Source organism: Limnohabitans lacus, from assembly GCF_030053395.1.
GTDB lineage: Bacteria > Pseudomonadota > Gammaproteobacteria > Burkholderiales > Burkholderiaceae_C > Limnohabitans_A > Limnohabitans_A lacus.
Genome location: NZ_JASGBH010000004.1, coordinates 111,540 through 126,035, shown reverse-complemented (window position 1 = coordinate 126,035; position 14,496 = coordinate 111,540). Strand labels below are relative to the sequence as shown.

The following is a 14,496-nucleotide window of genomic DNA, read 5'->3' as shown; positions in this document are numbered from 1 at the left end:
CAATCGAATTGATTATATCGACCACCCCCGAAAATCAGGCGGCGCAAGCCCTTGCGCAAGACGATGTTTTGCATGACATGGACACCGCCGAAGAGGAAGTGCGCCTGAGCCAAGTGCCAGTGACTTTGCATGGCCAACGGTTGGACCGCGCCTTGGCCCAACTGGTGCCCGAGTTCTCGCGCAATTACCTGCAGCAATTGATCGAGCAAGGCGATGTGCTGGTTGATGGGCGTGTGACCACCAAGCCCTCCACCAAAGTGCGTCTGGGCCATGCGGTTCAGGTCACACTGCGGGCCACGCCCCAGTCCCGCGCCTTTGTGCCCGAGGCCATGCCCATCGAGGTGGTTTATGAGGACGCGCATCTTCGGGTCATCCATAAACCGGCCGGCCTGGTGGTGCATCCGGCTCCTGGCAATTGGCAAGGCACCTTGCTCAATGGTTTGTTGGCCTTGGACCCGATGGCGGCCGATGTGCCCCGTGCAGGCATTGTTCACCGCTTGGACAAGGACACCAGCGGCTTGATGGTGGTGGCCAGAACGCGTCAGGCCATGGATGCGCTGGTGCACAAAATTGCCGCCCGTGAAGTGCATCGGCAGTATTTGGCCTTGGCCCACAAGGCCTGGACGGGCCCATCGCCCCACACCATTGAAGCGGCGATTGGACGCGACCCGGCCAACCGGCTGCGCATGGCCGTGGTCGATCTGAGCCACCAGTCTGGCAAAACGGCCGCAACCACCATCGACGTGCTGGACCAAACCGACCGCGTGTGTCTGGTGCAGTGCACCTTGCACACTGGGCGGACCCATCAAATCCGGGTTCACATGGCCCATTTGGGTCATCCATTGTTGGCCGATGCGGTTTACGGTGGGGTCAAATTGGGCGGTATGGCCAGGCAGGCGCTGCACGCGTGGCATTTGGCCTTTGAGCACCCCATCACCGCAGAGGCGATTGACCTGCGTATCCCCTTGCCCGAAGACATGGCGCAGGCGGTGTCTGAATTGGGCCTCAGTTACAATGCCCCCTCGCGGGGCGATTGACCGGTCAAACTGACCTTCTTGTCGTCTCATGGGGCCCGTCGGCAGGACGCGGCTCTTCAGATCGGGGTGGTCCTTGCCACCATGTCTGTACCCCGACGCCGTGAGGCGTCTTTTTTCCGAAAGATCGACACCATGAATTCGGCGCAAGCCAAGCGTGTCCTGGAAACGGCCCTGCTCACAGCAGGCCAGCCTTTGTCATTGCGCGACATGCGCGTTCTTTTTGACGATGCACTCGGGGCCGATACCCTGCGGCAAATGCTGCAAGATCTTCAACTCGATTGGGCTCAACGCGGACTGGAACTGGTCTGCGTGGCCAGTGGTTGGCGCTTTCAAAGCCGCCCCGAGATGCGCGAATTTTTGGATCGTTTGCACCCCGAGAAGCCGCCCAAGTACACCCGTGCAGCGCTCGAAACTTTGGCCATCATCGCCTACCGCCAGCCTGTGACCCGTGGCGACATGGAAGACATCCGTGGCGTGACCATCAATTCGCAAATCCTCAAGCAGCTGGAAGACCGCGGCTGGGTGGAAGTCATCGGTCACCGTGAGACGGTCGGCCGTCCTGGCCTGTATGCCACCACGCGCCAGTTTTTGGACGATCTGGGGCTTTCGTCTTTGGACCAGTTGCCCTTGTTGTCTCAAGTCGACAGTCCCGCGGCTGCTTTGACGGGGCTGGTCGAGGAGATGCCCGAGCAAGCTGTTTTGTCTTTGGAGGATGCCGTTCAGTCGGTGCCTCAGGCTTTCCCGTCACTTTCGTCCGACCCGCAAGAATCTTTGGCGCTGGAAGCCGCGCTGCCTCCCGCCGTGCCTGACACGTCTACTCCCCAACCCTCGCACGGCGAAGAAAATCCATGACCGATCACACCCAAGACGACGAGCGATCGTCCAAGCCAGCTGCCAAGCGCATCGCCAGCCGAAAGCCCCGCGCCATTTTCGACCGTGAGTCGACCTACAAACCGATTGAGCTGTCGGATGTGGTGTCAGGCCAGTTTGACGAGGAAGAGGAGGCGCCCGAGGCCGCAGCCGATTTGGGCAAACGCGTGCTGGCCCCTGAGGCCGATTCGCCCAAGCTGCACAAGGTGTTGGCCCAAGCGGGTCTGGGCTCGCGCCTGGAGATGGAAAAACTGATCGCCGAAGGCCGCGTGGCTGTGAACAACGAGCCTGCGCACGTGGGCCAGCGTGTTCAATATGGCGACCAGATCAAAGTCAATGGCAAGCCCTTGCGCATCCGCATCGATCCACCGCCAGCGCGTGTGATCGCCTACCACAAGCCTGCTGGCGAGATCGTCAGCCACGACGACCCCCAAAACCGCCCCTCGGTGTTCCGCAAATTGCCGCGCCTGATGAATGGCAAATGGCAGTCCGTCGGTCGTTTGGACCTGAACACCGAAGGCCTGCTTTTGTTCACCAGCTCCGGTGAGTTGGCCAACCAGTTGATGCACCCCCGTTTCGGTCTGGAACGTGAATACGCCGTTCGCGTGTTGGGCGCTTTGAGCAAGGACGAAAAGCAAAAGCTGATCGATGGCGTGATGCTCGACGATGGTCCAGCCCAGTTTGGCTCGATCGAAGACGGCGGCGGCGAAGGCTCCAATTGTTGGTATCGCGTGACCATTTCGGAAGGCCGTAACCGCGAAGTGCGCCGCATGATGGAAGCCGTGGGCCATGCCGTCAGCCGTTTGATCCGCATCCGTTATGGCGCCATGGTGCTGCCGCATGGTTTGCGCCGTGGGGCTTGGCTCGAATTGGACGAAGCCGATATCCGATCATTGATGCGGGCTGCGGGCACTTCTGAGCGCCCACGTCCAGTCACAGAACGGCCAGTTTCTCGCGCCAACCGCAACGACCGCAGGCCCCGCACGGGCGGTGGCGGCAAGGCTGGTACGGCCGTGCCGCGCGCCAAACCGCCCATCAAAGCGCAGGTCAGTGGGGCAGGGCCCCAGCCCGACCCGATGAAAACCTCTGCGGGCTACATTGGTGCCGAGAGTTTCAACCGACTCAAGAAGACACCGGGCGGTCCTGGCCGCGGCGGTCGAGGTGGCGGCGGCAGAAGCCGCTGAATACCAGCCAATCCGTGGGCCCTTGTACGCAAACAAGGGTAATTACGGGTCTGCACCGGTTAGAATAGTGGGCTTTGCCAATTGGCAAAAATGCTTTAAAAACACTCTGTCAGAGGAAATTACCATGGCCATCGAACGCACACTCTCCATCATCAAGCCCGACGCCGTCGCTAAGAACGTCATCGGTCAGATCTACGCTCGTTTTGAAGCTGCTGGCCTGAAAGTGGTCGCTGCCAAGATGGCACACCTGTCGCGCGGCGAAGCCGAACAGTTCTACGCTGTGCACAAAGAGCGTCCTTTCTTCAAGGACCTGGTGGACTTCATGATCTCCGGCCCCGTCATGATCCAAGCCTTGCAAGGCGAGAACGCCATTGCCAAGAACCGCGACCTGATGGGCGCCACCGATCCTAAGAAAGCCGCTCCTGGCACCATTCGCGCTGACTTCGCTGACAGCATCGATGCCAATGCTGTGCACGGCTCTGATGCTCCTGAAACCGCTGCTGTGGAAGTTGCTTTCTTCTTCCCCGGCATGAACGTTTACGCACGCTGATCGCGTCGCGGCCCCAGCGCGACCCTGACCCCATGACGGCCAACCTTCTCGAATTTGACCTGGAAGGTTTGGCCGTTTTTTGTGACGGTTTGGGCGAAAAGCGTTTTCGGGCGACCCAATTGTTCCGCTGGATCCACCAGCGGGGCGCCTCTGATTTCGATCAGATGAGCGATTTGGCCAAGTCTTTGCGCCAAAAGCTCCAATCTCATGCGCACGTGTCCGCGCTGCCCGTGATCAGTCAACACATTTCCCAAGACGGCACCATCAAGTGGCTGTTCGACGTCGGCGATGGCAATGCCATTGAGTCGGTGTTCATTCCTGAGGACGATCGGGGCACCTTGTGTGTGTCCAGTCAAGCCGGATGTGCTGTGGGCTGCCGGTTTTGCTCCACGGGCCATCAAGGCTTCAGCCGCAACCTGACCACAGGCGAAATCCTGGCGCAGTTGTGGTTTGCCGAGCACTTCCTGCGCAAGCACTTGAAAACCGATGAACGCGTCATCTCCAATGTGGTGATGATGGGCATGGGTGAGCCGTTGCAAAACTACTCGGCTTTGGTGCCTGCTTTGCGCACCATGCTCGACGACCATGGCTATGGCCTGTCGCGCCGACGTGTGACGGTGTCCACTTCGGGTGTGGTGCCCATGATCGAGCGCTTGTCGGCCGATTGCCCTGTGGCTTTGGCGGTGTCGCTGCATGCACCCAACGATGCCTTGCGCGACAACCTGGTGCCACTCAACCGCAAATACCCCTTGGATGAGCTGATGCAGTCGTGCATCGCCTACTTGGCTCACGCGCCAAGGGATTTCATCACCTTTGAATACTGCATGTTGGACGGCGTCAACGATCAAGTCGAGCACGCCCAACAATTGATCGCTCTGGTGCAGCGCCACGCGCGGCAGGGTTTGCGCTGTAAGTTCAATTTGATCCCTTTCAACCCTTTCCCAGCCTCGGGTTTGCTGCGATCGCCCCATGCCAAGGTGCAGGCTTTTGCCAAACTGCTGCAAGATGCAGGTTTGGTGACCACCGTGCGCAAGACCCGTGGTGATGATATTGACGCCGCTTGTGGTCAACTGGCTGGCGATGTGAAGGACCGCACACAGGTGCAAACTCGCATTGCACAGCAACGCACCATTACTTTGGTGCCTGTCCATTCCGATAAACCACTCTGATCCATCCATGATCAACCCCGACACGCCCGATTTGATGGAATCTGACCGATCGCACACGGATTCTTCAGTGCCATTGACGGCTGGGCAAATGATCAGAACTGCGCGGCTCAACAAAGGCATGCACATTGCGGTTCTCTCGGTCAACTTGAAAGTGTCGACGCGTCAACTCGAAGCGCTAGAGTCGGATCGATTTGACATGTCTCAAGGTCCTGCATTTGTGCGTGCACTGACATCCAGTGTCTGTCGCCAATTGAACATGGACCCCGCGCCTGTTTTGGCTATGTTGCCCCCTACGCCTGATCGCATGCCCGTGCAGCGTACGTCCTTGCCGCCCCTGAGCTCCAGCAACCATCTCAAGCCGGAGTTATCGGGCATTGTGCGAAAGATTCCGTTTCAAACCCTTGTGTTTTCTGCCGTCATGGTGGCTTTGATTGCCGCCTTGATTTGGCTGCCATCACCCTCTACTTGGGGCCTCTTGAACCCTTCGCCCAAGTCACCAATGCCAGATACTCCATCGGTGCCCATGACGTCTGTGGTATCGGATGGTCCGAGTGAAACACCGCAGGGTGCACCCGCAGAAAGCGGGTCTGTCGCTGCACCCGTTCAAGCCCCGGCTGATCCTCAAGCCAATGCTTCTTTTCCTGTCCAGATGGCGCCCATTGCGAAAGTGGCTGCGACTTCGGCATCGGTTGGTGCTTTTGTATTTCACGCACGCCAGGAAAGCTGGATTGAAATTCGTGACGGAAACAACCAGGTTCTTTGGAGTCGCGTCCTTCAGGCTGGTCAAACTTCTGAGGTGCAATACCCTTTACCCATGCATGTGGTCGTTGGCCGTGCTCGAGAGGTGGATGTGACGTTCAAAGGCAAGCCTTTTGATTTGGCCCCCCACACCAAAGTGACCGTAGCCCGTTTCGAGGTGAAAGAATGAACAATCCCATCGCCATCGCGGCGCCTGCCAGTCGCATCAGCCGTCAGTCCCGGGTAGTGTGGGGCTCTCGGGTCGTCACTGTCGGTGGCGGCGCCCCAGTCCGTGTGCAGTCGATGACCAACACCGACACGGTGGACGTGATCGGTACCGCCATCCAAGTCAAAGAGTTGGCTTTGGCGGGCTCCGAGATGGTGCGCATCACGGTGAACACGCCAGAAGCAGCCGAAGCGGTTCCGCTGATTCGCGATCAGCTCGACAAGATGGGCATTGATGTGCCGTTGATTGGTGACTTTCACTACAACGGGCACCGCTTGTTGACCGACTACCCGGCATGCGCTGAGGCGCTGTCCAAGTACCGCATCAACCCCGGCAACGTGGGCAAAGGCGACAAACGCGATGTGCAATTCGGTCAAATGATCGAAGCGGCCATGCGCTGGAACAAGCCCGTTCGCATCGGTGTGAACTGGGGCAGTTTGGATCAAGAACTTTTGGCTGAGCTGATGGACCAAAACAGCCAACGCACCCAGCCCTGGGAGGGCCGACAGGTCATGTACGAGGCTTTGATCACCTCGGCCATTTCATCGGCACAGCGGGCCGAAGCCATGGGCTTGGACGGATCTCAGATTGCCTTGTCGTGCAAAGTTTCGGGTGTTCAGGATTTGATCTCGGTTTACCGTGAGTTGGGCCGTCGTTGCGATTACGCCTTGCATTTGGGCCTGACCGAGGCCGGCATGGGTACCAAGGGCACAGTGGCTTCGGCCACCGCTTTGTCCATCTTGTTGCAAGAAGGCATTGGCGACACCATCCGCGTTTCGTTGACGCCCCAACCTGGCGAGGCCCGCACCCAAGAGGTGGTCATTGCTTCCGAAATATTGCAGTCGCTGGGCGTGCGCATTTTTGTGCCCAGCGTCACCGCTTGCCCCGGTTGCGGCCGCACCACCAGCAGCACCTTTCAAGAATTGGCCAAGCAAATCGACGATTTCCTGCGTGCCCAGATGCCCGTTTGGCGTGGCCGCTACCCAGGGGTTGAGAACCTCAAGGTGGCCGTCATGGGTTGCATCGTCAATGGCCCCGGTGAAAGCAAACACGCTGACATCGGCATCAGTTTGCCCGGCACCGGTGAAGCCCCAGCCGCACCTGTGTTCATCGACGGTGAAAAGCGCCTGACCCTGCGCGGTGAAGGCATCGCCCAAGAGTTCCAGGTGCTGGTTGAAAACTACATTGAGAACCGTTTTGGTTCAGGATCTGCCGAGAAAAAATGAGCGACGCTGCGAAAGAAAACGCCCCCAAATTGAGCAAGGCCCAGAAACTGACGGGCGTCAAAGGCATGAACGACATCCTGCCGCCAGACTCGGCGCGCTGGGAGTGGCTGGAAGGCCAAGTGCGCGATTTGATGGCCCGATACGCTTACCGCAATGTCCGTTTGCCCATCGTGGAGCCGACCGCCTTGTTTGTGCGGGGCTTGGGCGAGGTGACCGACATCGTTGAAAAGGAAATGTATTCCTTCGAAGACCGCCTCAACGGTGAGCAACTGACCTTGCGCCCAGAAGGCACCGCCGGTTTGGTGCGTTCGGTGGTAGAGCGCAACCTGCTCTACGAAGGCGGCAAGCGCCTGTATTACATGGGCCCCATGTTCCGACATGAGCGCCCACAGCGCGGTCGTTATCGTCAATTCCACCAAATCGGCGCCGAGGTGCTGGGCTTTGGTGGCCCGGAGGTGGATGCTGAGCTGATTTTGTTGGCGGCCAACTTGTGGAAGCAACTCGGTCTGAAAGACGTTCGCCTGGAACTCAACAGCTTGGGTCAACCTGCCGAACGACAGGCCCACCGTGCCGCTTTGATTGCCCACCTTGAAAAGCACAGCGATGTGCTCGATGAGGAGGCCAAGCGCCGTTTGCACAGCAATCCGCTGCGCATTCTTGACACCAAGAACCCTGCCATGCAGCCGGTGGTCGAGGCAGCCCCTCGATTGCTGGACTTTTTGGGTGAAGCGTCTTTGGCGCACTTCAATGCGGTCAAAGCCATTTTGGACGTCAACGGCGTGCCCTACAGCATCAACCCGCGTTTGGTGCGGGGCATGGATTACTACAACCTGACCGTTTTTGAGTTCATCACCACCAGCTTGGGCTCGCAAGGCACGATTTGTGGCGGTGGCCGCTATGACTACTTGATCGAGCAAATCGGCGGCAAACCCTCGCCAGCCGTGGGCTGGGCCTTGGGGGTCGAGCGTGTGCTCGAACTCATCAAAGAGCAGGGCGAATTTGTTTCAGTTCCTGTACCGGATGTTTACGCCATCATTCCCGACACCACTGCCGTGCCCTTGGCCATGCAGGTCTTGCAGACCTTGCGCGCGCAAGGCATCAGCGCTCAGATGCACGCGGGCTCGGCGGAGGGCATGGGCAGCATGAAGTCCCAGTTCAAGAAAGCCGATGGCAGTGGCGCCCGTTTTGCCTTGATTTTTGGTGCCGATGAATTGGCTCAAGGTCAGGTGACCGTCAAATCCTTGCGCGATGGCGAAGGCGCCCAACGCACGGAGCCCTTGTCACACATTGCCGATTGGGCCCAGAGCCTACAATCGACCCCTTCATCCGCGCACAGCAAGACCTGAACCATGTCCAACGCACTCGACCTCGAAGAACAAGAACAACTTGACCAGCTCAAGCACTTCTGGAAGTCCTGGGGTAACCTTATTTCTTGGCTCTTGATTGCCGTATTGGGCAGTTATGCCGCCTGGAATGGCTACCAGTACTGGCAGCGCACCCAATCGGTCAAGGCTTCGGCTTTGTTCGACGAAGTCGAGCGTGCAGTGGCCTCTGGTGAGCTCAGCCGCATAGAGCGCAGCTTGGCTGATATGCAAGACAAGTTCGGCTCCACCCAATTTGCACAACAGTCCGCTTTGTTGGCGGCCAAGAGTTTGCAGTCTCAAGGCAAGACCGATGCAGCCCGCGCGGCTTTGGCGGGTGTGGCTGACAAGGCCGCTGATCCGGCATACCGCGATGTGGCCCGACTGCGTTTGGCTGGTTTGCATTTGGATGCCAAGGCTTATGACGAGGCTTTGAAAGTCTTGGGTTCTGAATTCACGCCCGCCATGAGTGGCTTAGCAGCTGATCTGCGCGGTGACGTTTTGCAAGCCAAAGGTCAGTTGGCAGAGGCTGTGGTGGCCTACCAGTTGGCTTGGAACAAGTTGGCCGATGCAGCCGATTACCGCCGTTTGGTCCAAGCCAAGCTCAACGCTTTGGGGGTTGACCCGCAAGCCGCTGTGGAGACGAAAAAGTGAATGTCATGATGCAGACTTGGGTTCGTGTGGGGCTCGTCAGTGGGCTGTTGGCCTTGGTGTCTGCATGCTCCGGCACACCAGATAAACCCAAGCCGGCGCCGCTGCCTGCTGTCTCTGGCGAGTTGGCCATCCAAAAGGTGTGGACCAATGCCGTGGGCCCCGTCACATCACCATTGTTGGCATCGGTGCAATCTGGTCGTGTGGCCGTGGCCTCCAACAATGGCCAAGTGGCCTTGCTTGATGGTCTCACGGGCAAAGACATTTGGCGTCTTCAACTGACCGACACCATCCAAGCTGGTGTCGGTGGCGACGGTCAACGCTACGCCGTGGTCACTCAGCGCAATGAAGTGGTGGCCATCGAGAGCGGCAAAGTCGTCTGGCGTTACGCCTTGTCGGCCCTGTCCTTGACGCCGCCTTTGGTGGCGGGTGGTCGGGTTTTCGTGCTCGGCGCAGACCGCACGGTGACCGCCTTGGACGGGGCTTCAGGTCAAAAAATCTGGTCCCAGCAACGTACTGGCGAGCCGCTTGTGCTCAACCAGGCCGGCTTGCTGATGCCGTTTGGAGACAACTTGCTGGTGGGCTGGGGTGGTCGCATGGCCGCCTTGAACCCCCTGAACGGTGCAACACGTTGGGAAACCCTTTTGGCCACCTCGCGTGGCACCAACGAGGTGGAGCGTTTGGTGGATTTGGTGGCCGGAGCTGACCGTTTGGGCAACACCGTTTGCGCACGCGCTTTCCAGTCGGCGGTGGCTTGCGTCGATGCCACCCGCGGCAGCAATCTGTGGTCAAGAACCTCCCAGGGCCACACCGGTCTTGCTGGGGATGAATCCTTGATTTTTGGTGCCGAGTCGGACAGCAAAGTCCACGCCTGGCAACGTCAAGGAGGCCAAACCGCTTGGTCACAAGAAGGCTTGCGTTTTCGCGGCTTGAGCGCGCCGTTGGTGCTGGGACGCTCCGTGGTGCTGGGCGACAGTGACGGCTTGCTGCACTTTCTGTCGCGTCAAGACGGCAAACCGCTGCTGCGTGTGGCCACAGATGGCAGTGCCATCGTCGGCCGCCCCGTGGCGGTGGATCAAACTTTGGTGGTGGTGACACGCACCGGGGGCGTGTTCGGTTACCGCCCTCAATGATGGATCGGAATATTTTCAAGTGAAACCCGTTTTGGCCCTGGTGGGCCGCCCCAATGTGGGCAAATCCACGCTGTTCAACCGTCTCACCAAGAGCCGGGACGCCATCGTGGCCGATTTTGCGGGTCTGACCCGTGACCGTCATTACGGTCAAGGCAAGCAAGGCAAGCACGAGTACATCGTGATCGATACGGGCGGCTTCGAGCCCGATGCCGGCAGCGGCATTTACAAGGAAATGGCCAAGCAAACGCAGCAAGCGGTGGCCGAAGCCGATGTGGTGATCTTTGTGGTCGACGCCCGTGGCGGCTTGTCGGCACAGGACCATGACATTGCCAAATACCTGCGCCGGGTGGGCAAGCCCACCTTGCTGGTGGCCAATAAGGCCGAGGGCATGTTGCAAGGCATACAGATCTCCGAGTTTTATGAACTGGGCTTGGGCGATGTGCTGGCCATTTCGGCGGCGCACGGGCAGGGCATTCGGGGCTTGGTGGATCTGGCGCTGGAGCCTTTGCATTTGCCCGAAGACCCCGAGGAATCCGAAGAAGACACCAGCATCGTCAAACTGGCGGTGGCAGGACGCCCCAACGTGGGCAAATCCACCCTGATCAACACTTGGTTGGGCGAAGAGCGCTTGGTGGCCTTTGACATGCCGGGCACCACCCGCGACGCGATCAGCGTGCCATTTGAGCGCGACGGCCAAAAGTTCGAATTGATTGACACCGCGGGCTTGCGCCGCAAAGGCAAGGTCTTTGAGGCGATCGAGAAGTTTTCAGTTGTCAAAACGCTGCAAGCGGTGGAATCGGCCAATGTGGTCTTGCTCTTGCTGGACGCAGAGCAGGGCGTCACCGACCAAGATGCCCACATCGCCGGTTTTGCGCTCGAGAGTGGCCGTGCCATGGTGCTGGCCGTTAACAAATGGGACGCTGTCGACGAGTACCAACGCCAGTTGGTGCAGCGATCCATCGAAACGCGTTTGCCATTTCTGAGCTTTGCCAACATCCATTTCATCTCGGCCAAAAAACGTCAAGGCTTGGGCCCAGTGTGGAATTCGATTGTGCAAGCCCATAAATCGGCGATGTGCAAGATGAGCACCCCGATCTTGACGCGTTTGTTGCTCGAGGCCGTGCAGTTCCAAAGCCCCCAGCGTGGCGGCATGTTCCGACCCAAGATGCGTTATGCGCACCAAGGTGGCATGAATCCACCGGTGATCGTGATCCACGGCAATTCGCTCGAACACGTGACCGAGTCCTACAAGCGGTTTCTGGAAGGGCGCTTTCGCAAGGCTTTCAATTTGTCGGGTACGCCGTTGCGCATCGAGATGAAGACCGCCAACAACCCCTACGCCGACAAAGAATCCCATTGACCGTCGGGAAATAGGGATTTCTTGAAAAGACCCGCGACCTGCCTGTGGTAAGGTCACAACTTCCAAAACTTCTGAACACGGAGAATATCGTGAGCAACAAAGGCCAACTCCTGCAAGACCCTTTCTTGAACGCACTGCGCCGCGAGCACGTGCCTGTCTCGATTTATTTGGTCAACGGCATCAAGCTGCAAGGTCAGATCGAATCGTTTGACCAATATGTGGTTTTGTTGCGCAACACCGTGACCCAGATGGTCTACAAGCACGCCATCTCCACCATCGTTCCCGGTCGTTCTGTGACCTTCAACACGCCCGGCGAAGGCGAAATCACAGCTTGATCTGCCCCCTGGCCTGAAAGGGCCAAGGGTGCTTTCTCACATTGAACGACACTTCCTCCAAGACGCCAGCGCCGACCTTATTGGTCGGCGTTGACTTTGGGCTGCCGCATTTCGATGCGGAGCTTCAAGAGCTGGGCCTTTTGGCCGAATCTGGTGGCCTCAAGCCCGTGGCGCGCCTGACTTGCAAGCGCAAAGCGCCTGACCCAGCCCTGTTCGTGGGCATTGGCAAGGCCGATGAAATCAAAGAATTGGCCTTGATGCACGGCGCCAAGGAGGTCTTGTTTGACCAAGCTTTGAGCCCGGCTCAGCAGCGCAACCTGGAGCGGCACATGGGCTTGCCGGTCAATGACCGCACCTTGCTGATCCTGGAAATTTTCGCCCAACGCGCCCGCAGCCACGAGGGCAAATTGCAAGTTGAACTGGCCAAACTCCAATACCTGAGCACCCGGCTTGTGCGACGGTGGTCGCACCTGGAGCGGCAGACCGGTGGCATTGGCTTGCGTGGCGGCCCGGGTGAAACCCAGATCGAGTTGGACCGCCGCATGATTGGTGAGGCCATCAAACGCACCAAAGAGCGCCTGACCAAAGTCAAGAAACAGCGCAACACCCAGCGCCGCCAGCGTGAGCGGCGCGACACTTTCAATATTTCACTGGTGGGTTACACCAACGCGGGCAAGTCGACCTTGTTCAATGCGCTGGTCAAAGCGCGTGCTTATGCCGCCGATCAGTTGTTTGCGACCTTGGACACCACCACGCGCCAGTTGTACCTGGGCGAGGCGGGGCGCTCCGTGTCTTTGTCCGACACGGTGGGCTTCATCCGTGACCTGCCACACGGTCTGGTGGAGGCGTTCCAAGCCACTTTGCAAGAAGCGACCGAAGCCGATTTGTTGCTGCATGTGGTGGACGCCGCCAACCTCGATTTCCCGGAGCAGTTGGTCGAGGTGCAAAAGGTGCTGGCAGAAATTGGGGCTGACTCGGTGCCTCAACTGCTGGTCTTCAACAAACTCGATGCGCTGGACGCCGAGCGCTACCCTGTGCAGCTGCAAGACACGTACGAGCTCGATGGCCAGCCGGTGCCGCGCGTTTTTGTCAGCGCCCAATCGGGCAAAGGGCTGGACATTTTGCGCACCGCTTTGTCTGAGATCGTCAAAGCCGCCATGCCACCCGCAGCGCCTGAAATCCAGGATCCCCGTGATTTGAACGGGGAATATCTGGCCGATGAGGCTTGAACGCCTTCTGAATTCGGCACAATGCCATTTCGTCATTCTGACCAAGACACCTCACCATGAATTTTCAACTGCCAGCCCTGCGATGGTCCTTGCTCCCTGCAAAGATCCGCGGCATGTTCAATCTGAATGACCCCCGCTGGGGCCGCGATGACGACAAGTCATCGGGCGACACGGGCAACAAACCTGCTGGCGAAACGCCACCCGGCAACAAACCCGAGGGCTGGCCGCAAGCGCCCCAAGGTCGTGGCAATCCGCAAAGCGGCCCGCCTGACCTGGACGAGTTGTGGCGCGATTTCAACCGCAAGCTTGGCCAGATGTTGGGTGGCAAGGGCGGTGGGCAATCCCCTCAAGGTGGATCTGGTGGACCTTCGGGCGGTCCTGCCATGCCCGGCTTTTTGAAAAACCTCGGCTTGGGCGTGATCCTCGCCGCAGCGCTCCTGGTTTGGCTGGGTACCGGATTTTTCATCGTGCAAGAAGGCCAGCAAGCGGTCATCACCCAGTTTGGCAAATACCACTCCACGGTGGGCGCGGGTTTCAACTGGCGCATGCCTTACCCCTTCCAGCGTCAAGAGCTGGTCTATGTCTCACAAATCCGCTCGGTGGACATTGGCCGTGACACGGTCATCAAGGCCACCGGCCTGCGCGAATCGGCCATGCTGACCGAAGACGAAAACATCGTCGAGATCAAATTCGCCGTGCAGTACCGCTTGAACGATGCGCGTGCTTATTTGTTTGAGAGCCGCAACCCGACCGAAGCCGTGGTGCAGTCGGCAGAAACCGCGGTGCGTGAAGTGGTCGGCAAGATGAAGATGGACTCGGCCCTGGCCGAAGAACGCGACCAGATTGCCCCACGCGTGCGCGAAAAAATGCAGTCCATCCTTGACCGCTACAAGGTCGGCATCGAGGTGGTCAGCATCAACTTGCAGCAAGGTGGCGTGCGCCCACCCGAGCAAGTGCAAGCCGCTTTTGACGATGTGCTCAAAGCCGGTCAAGAGCGCGAGCGCGCCAAAAACGAAGCGCAAGCCTATGCCAACGACGTGATTCCTCGCGCCGTCGGCGCTGCGTCGCGCTTGAAAGAAGAGGCCGATGCTTACCGCGAAAAAATCGTGGCCCAAGCCGAAGGCGATGCCCAGCGTTTCAAGTTGATCTTGCCTGAGTACCAAAAGGCCCCTCAAGTCATGCGTGACCGTCTGTACACGGACACCATGCAGCAGATTTACGCCAATGTGACCAAGGTTCTGGTGGACAGCAAGCAGGGCTCGAACATGCTTTATCTGCCACTCGACAAGATCTTGCAGCAAGTCGCTCAATCGCCTGTGCCTGCCGCCGAATCTTCGGGCAATGCAAGCCCAGCCGCACCTGCCGCCAACCCTGCAGACAGCCGCTCCCGCGATGCTTTGCGCTCGCGTGACCGCGATCCACGATAA

The 14,496-nt window shown here is 58.9% G+C and carries 14 protein-coding genes; all 14 read left to right on the top strand.

Annotated elements, in window-relative coordinates; translation table 11 throughout:
- Positions 1–77 precede the first annotated feature (77 nt).
- Positions 78–1,037, top strand: a complete 960-nt coding sequence (locus QLQ16_RS07165; protein WP_283224121.1) for an RluA family pseudouridine synthase — start codon at positions 78–80, stop codon at positions 1,035–1,037.
- Between the two features lie 132 nt (positions 1,038–1,169).
- The gene (gene scpB / locus QLQ16_RS07160; protein WP_283224010.1) at positions 1,170–1,889 is read left to right on the top strand and encodes an SMC-Scp complex subunit ScpB; all 720 of its coding nucleotides are present in this window, start codon (positions 1,170–1,172) and stop codon (positions 1,887–1,889) included.
- Positions 1,886–3,091, top strand: coding sequence for a pseudouridine synthase (locus QLQ16_RS07155; RefSeq protein ID WP_283224009.1), 1,206 nt, complete (start codon positions 1,886–1,888; stop codon positions 3,089–3,091). Before scpB ends, QLQ16_RS07155 begins: the two co-directional genes overlap by 4 nt.
- 124 nt (positions 3,092–3,215) lie before the next feature.
- Positions 3,216–3,641 carry a nucleoside-diphosphate kinase gene (gene ndk, locus QLQ16_RS07150; RefSeq protein ID WP_283224008.1) on the top strand — a complete coding sequence of 142 codons (426 nt, stop codon included), beginning with the start codon at positions 3,216–3,218 and terminating at the stop codon, positions 3,639–3,641.
- Between the two features lie 32 nt (positions 3,642–3,673).
- Complete coding sequence (gene rlmN, locus QLQ16_RS07145) at positions 3,674–4,810, top strand: dual-specificity RNA methyltransferase RlmN (protein WP_283224007.1); 1,137 nt, start codon at positions 3,674–3,676, stop codon at positions 4,808–4,810.
- A gap of 7 nt (positions 4,811–4,817) precedes the next feature.
- Entirely contained in the window at positions 4,818–5,738 is a 921-nt protein-coding gene (locus QLQ16_RS07140) for a helix-turn-helix domain-containing protein (protein WP_283224006.1), read from the top strand.
- A complete protein-coding gene (gene ispG / locus QLQ16_RS07135; RefSeq protein WP_283224005.1) occupies positions 5,735–7,000 on the top strand; it encodes a flavodoxin-dependent (E)-4-hydroxy-3-methylbut-2-enyl-diphosphate synthase in 1,266 nt (421 codons plus the stop codon). The genes QLQ16_RS07140 and ispG overlap by 4 nt, the downstream gene beginning before the upstream one ends.
- The gene (hisS, locus tag QLQ16_RS07130; RefSeq protein WP_283224004.1) at positions 6,997–8,346 is read left to right on the top strand and encodes a histidine--tRNA ligase; all 1,350 of its coding nucleotides are present in this window, start codon (positions 6,997–6,999) and stop codon (positions 8,344–8,346) included. The genes ispG and hisS overlap by 4 nt, the downstream gene beginning before the upstream one ends.
- Positions 8,347–8,349: 3 nt before the next feature.
- Positions 8,350–9,015 carry a YfgM family protein gene (locus QLQ16_RS07125; RefSeq protein ID WP_283224003.1) on the top strand — a complete coding sequence of 222 codons (666 nt, stop codon included), beginning with the start codon at positions 8,350–8,352 and terminating at the stop codon, positions 9,013–9,015.
- A gap of 8 nt (positions 9,016–9,023) precedes the next feature.
- Complete coding sequence (bamB, locus tag QLQ16_RS07120; protein ID WP_283224002.1) at positions 9,024–10,145, top strand: outer membrane protein assembly factor BamB; 1,122 nt, start codon at positions 9,024–9,026, stop codon at positions 10,143–10,145.
- Positions 10,146–10,164: 19 nt separating this feature from the next.
- Positions 10,165–11,505 (top strand): ribosome biogenesis GTPase Der, encoded by a 1,341-nt coding sequence (der, locus tag QLQ16_RS07115; protein ID WP_283224001.1) that lies wholly within the window; start codon positions 10,165–10,167, stop codon positions 11,503–11,505.
- Positions 11,506–11,594: 89 nt separating this feature from the next.
- Complete coding sequence (gene hfq, locus QLQ16_RS07110; protein WP_431310393.1) at positions 11,595–11,840, top strand: RNA chaperone Hfq; 246 nt, start codon at positions 11,595–11,597, stop codon at positions 11,838–11,840.
- Between the two features lie 41 nt (positions 11,841–11,881).
- Positions 11,882–13,069 carry a GTPase HflX gene (hflX, locus tag QLQ16_RS07105; protein ID WP_283224000.1) on the top strand — a complete coding sequence of 396 codons (1,188 nt, stop codon included), beginning with the start codon at positions 11,882–11,884 and terminating at the stop codon, positions 13,067–13,069.
- Between the two features lie 56 nt (positions 13,070–13,125).
- A complete protein-coding gene (gene hflK, locus QLQ16_RS07100) occupies positions 13,126–14,496 on the top strand; it encodes an FtsH protease activity modulator HflK (RefSeq protein ID WP_431310392.1) in 1,371 nt (456 codons plus the stop codon).

Coding starts and splice junctions, on each gene's coding strand:
- QLQ16_RS07165 (WP_283224121.1), top strand. CDS start 78: ATGGACACCGCCGAAGAGGAAGTGCGCCTGAGCCAAGTGCCAGTGACT.
- scpB (WP_283224010.1), top strand. CDS start 1,170: ATGAATTCGGCGCAAGCCAAGCGTGTCCTGGAAACGGCCCTGCTCACA.
- QLQ16_RS07155 (WP_283224009.1), top strand. CDS start 1,886: ATGACCGATCACACCCAAGACGACGAGCGATCGTCCAAGCCAGCTGCC.
- ndk (WP_283224008.1), top strand. CDS start 3,216: ATGGCCATCGAACGCACACTCTCCATCATCAAGCCCGACGCCGTCGCT.
- rlmN (WP_283224007.1), top strand. CDS start 3,674: ATGACGGCCAACCTTCTCGAATTTGACCTGGAAGGTTTGGCCGTTTTT.
- QLQ16_RS07140 (WP_283224006.1), top strand. CDS start 4,818: ATGATCAACCCCGACACGCCCGATTTGATGGAATCTGACCGATCGCAC.
- ispG (WP_283224005.1), top strand. CDS start 5,735: ATGAACAATCCCATCGCCATCGCGGCGCCTGCCAGTCGCATCAGCCGT.
- hisS (WP_283224004.1), top strand. CDS start 6,997: ATGAGCGACGCTGCGAAAGAAAACGCCCCCAAATTGAGCAAGGCCCAG.
- QLQ16_RS07125 (WP_283224003.1), top strand. CDS start 8,350: ATGTCCAACGCACTCGACCTCGAAGAACAAGAACAACTTGACCAGCTC.
- bamB (WP_283224002.1), top strand. CDS start 9,024: ATGCAGACTTGGGTTCGTGTGGGGCTCGTCAGTGGGCTGTTGGCCTTG.
- hflK (WP_431310392.1), top strand. CDS start 13,126: ATGAATTTTCAACTGCCAGCCCTGCGATGGTCCTTGCTCCCTGCAAAG.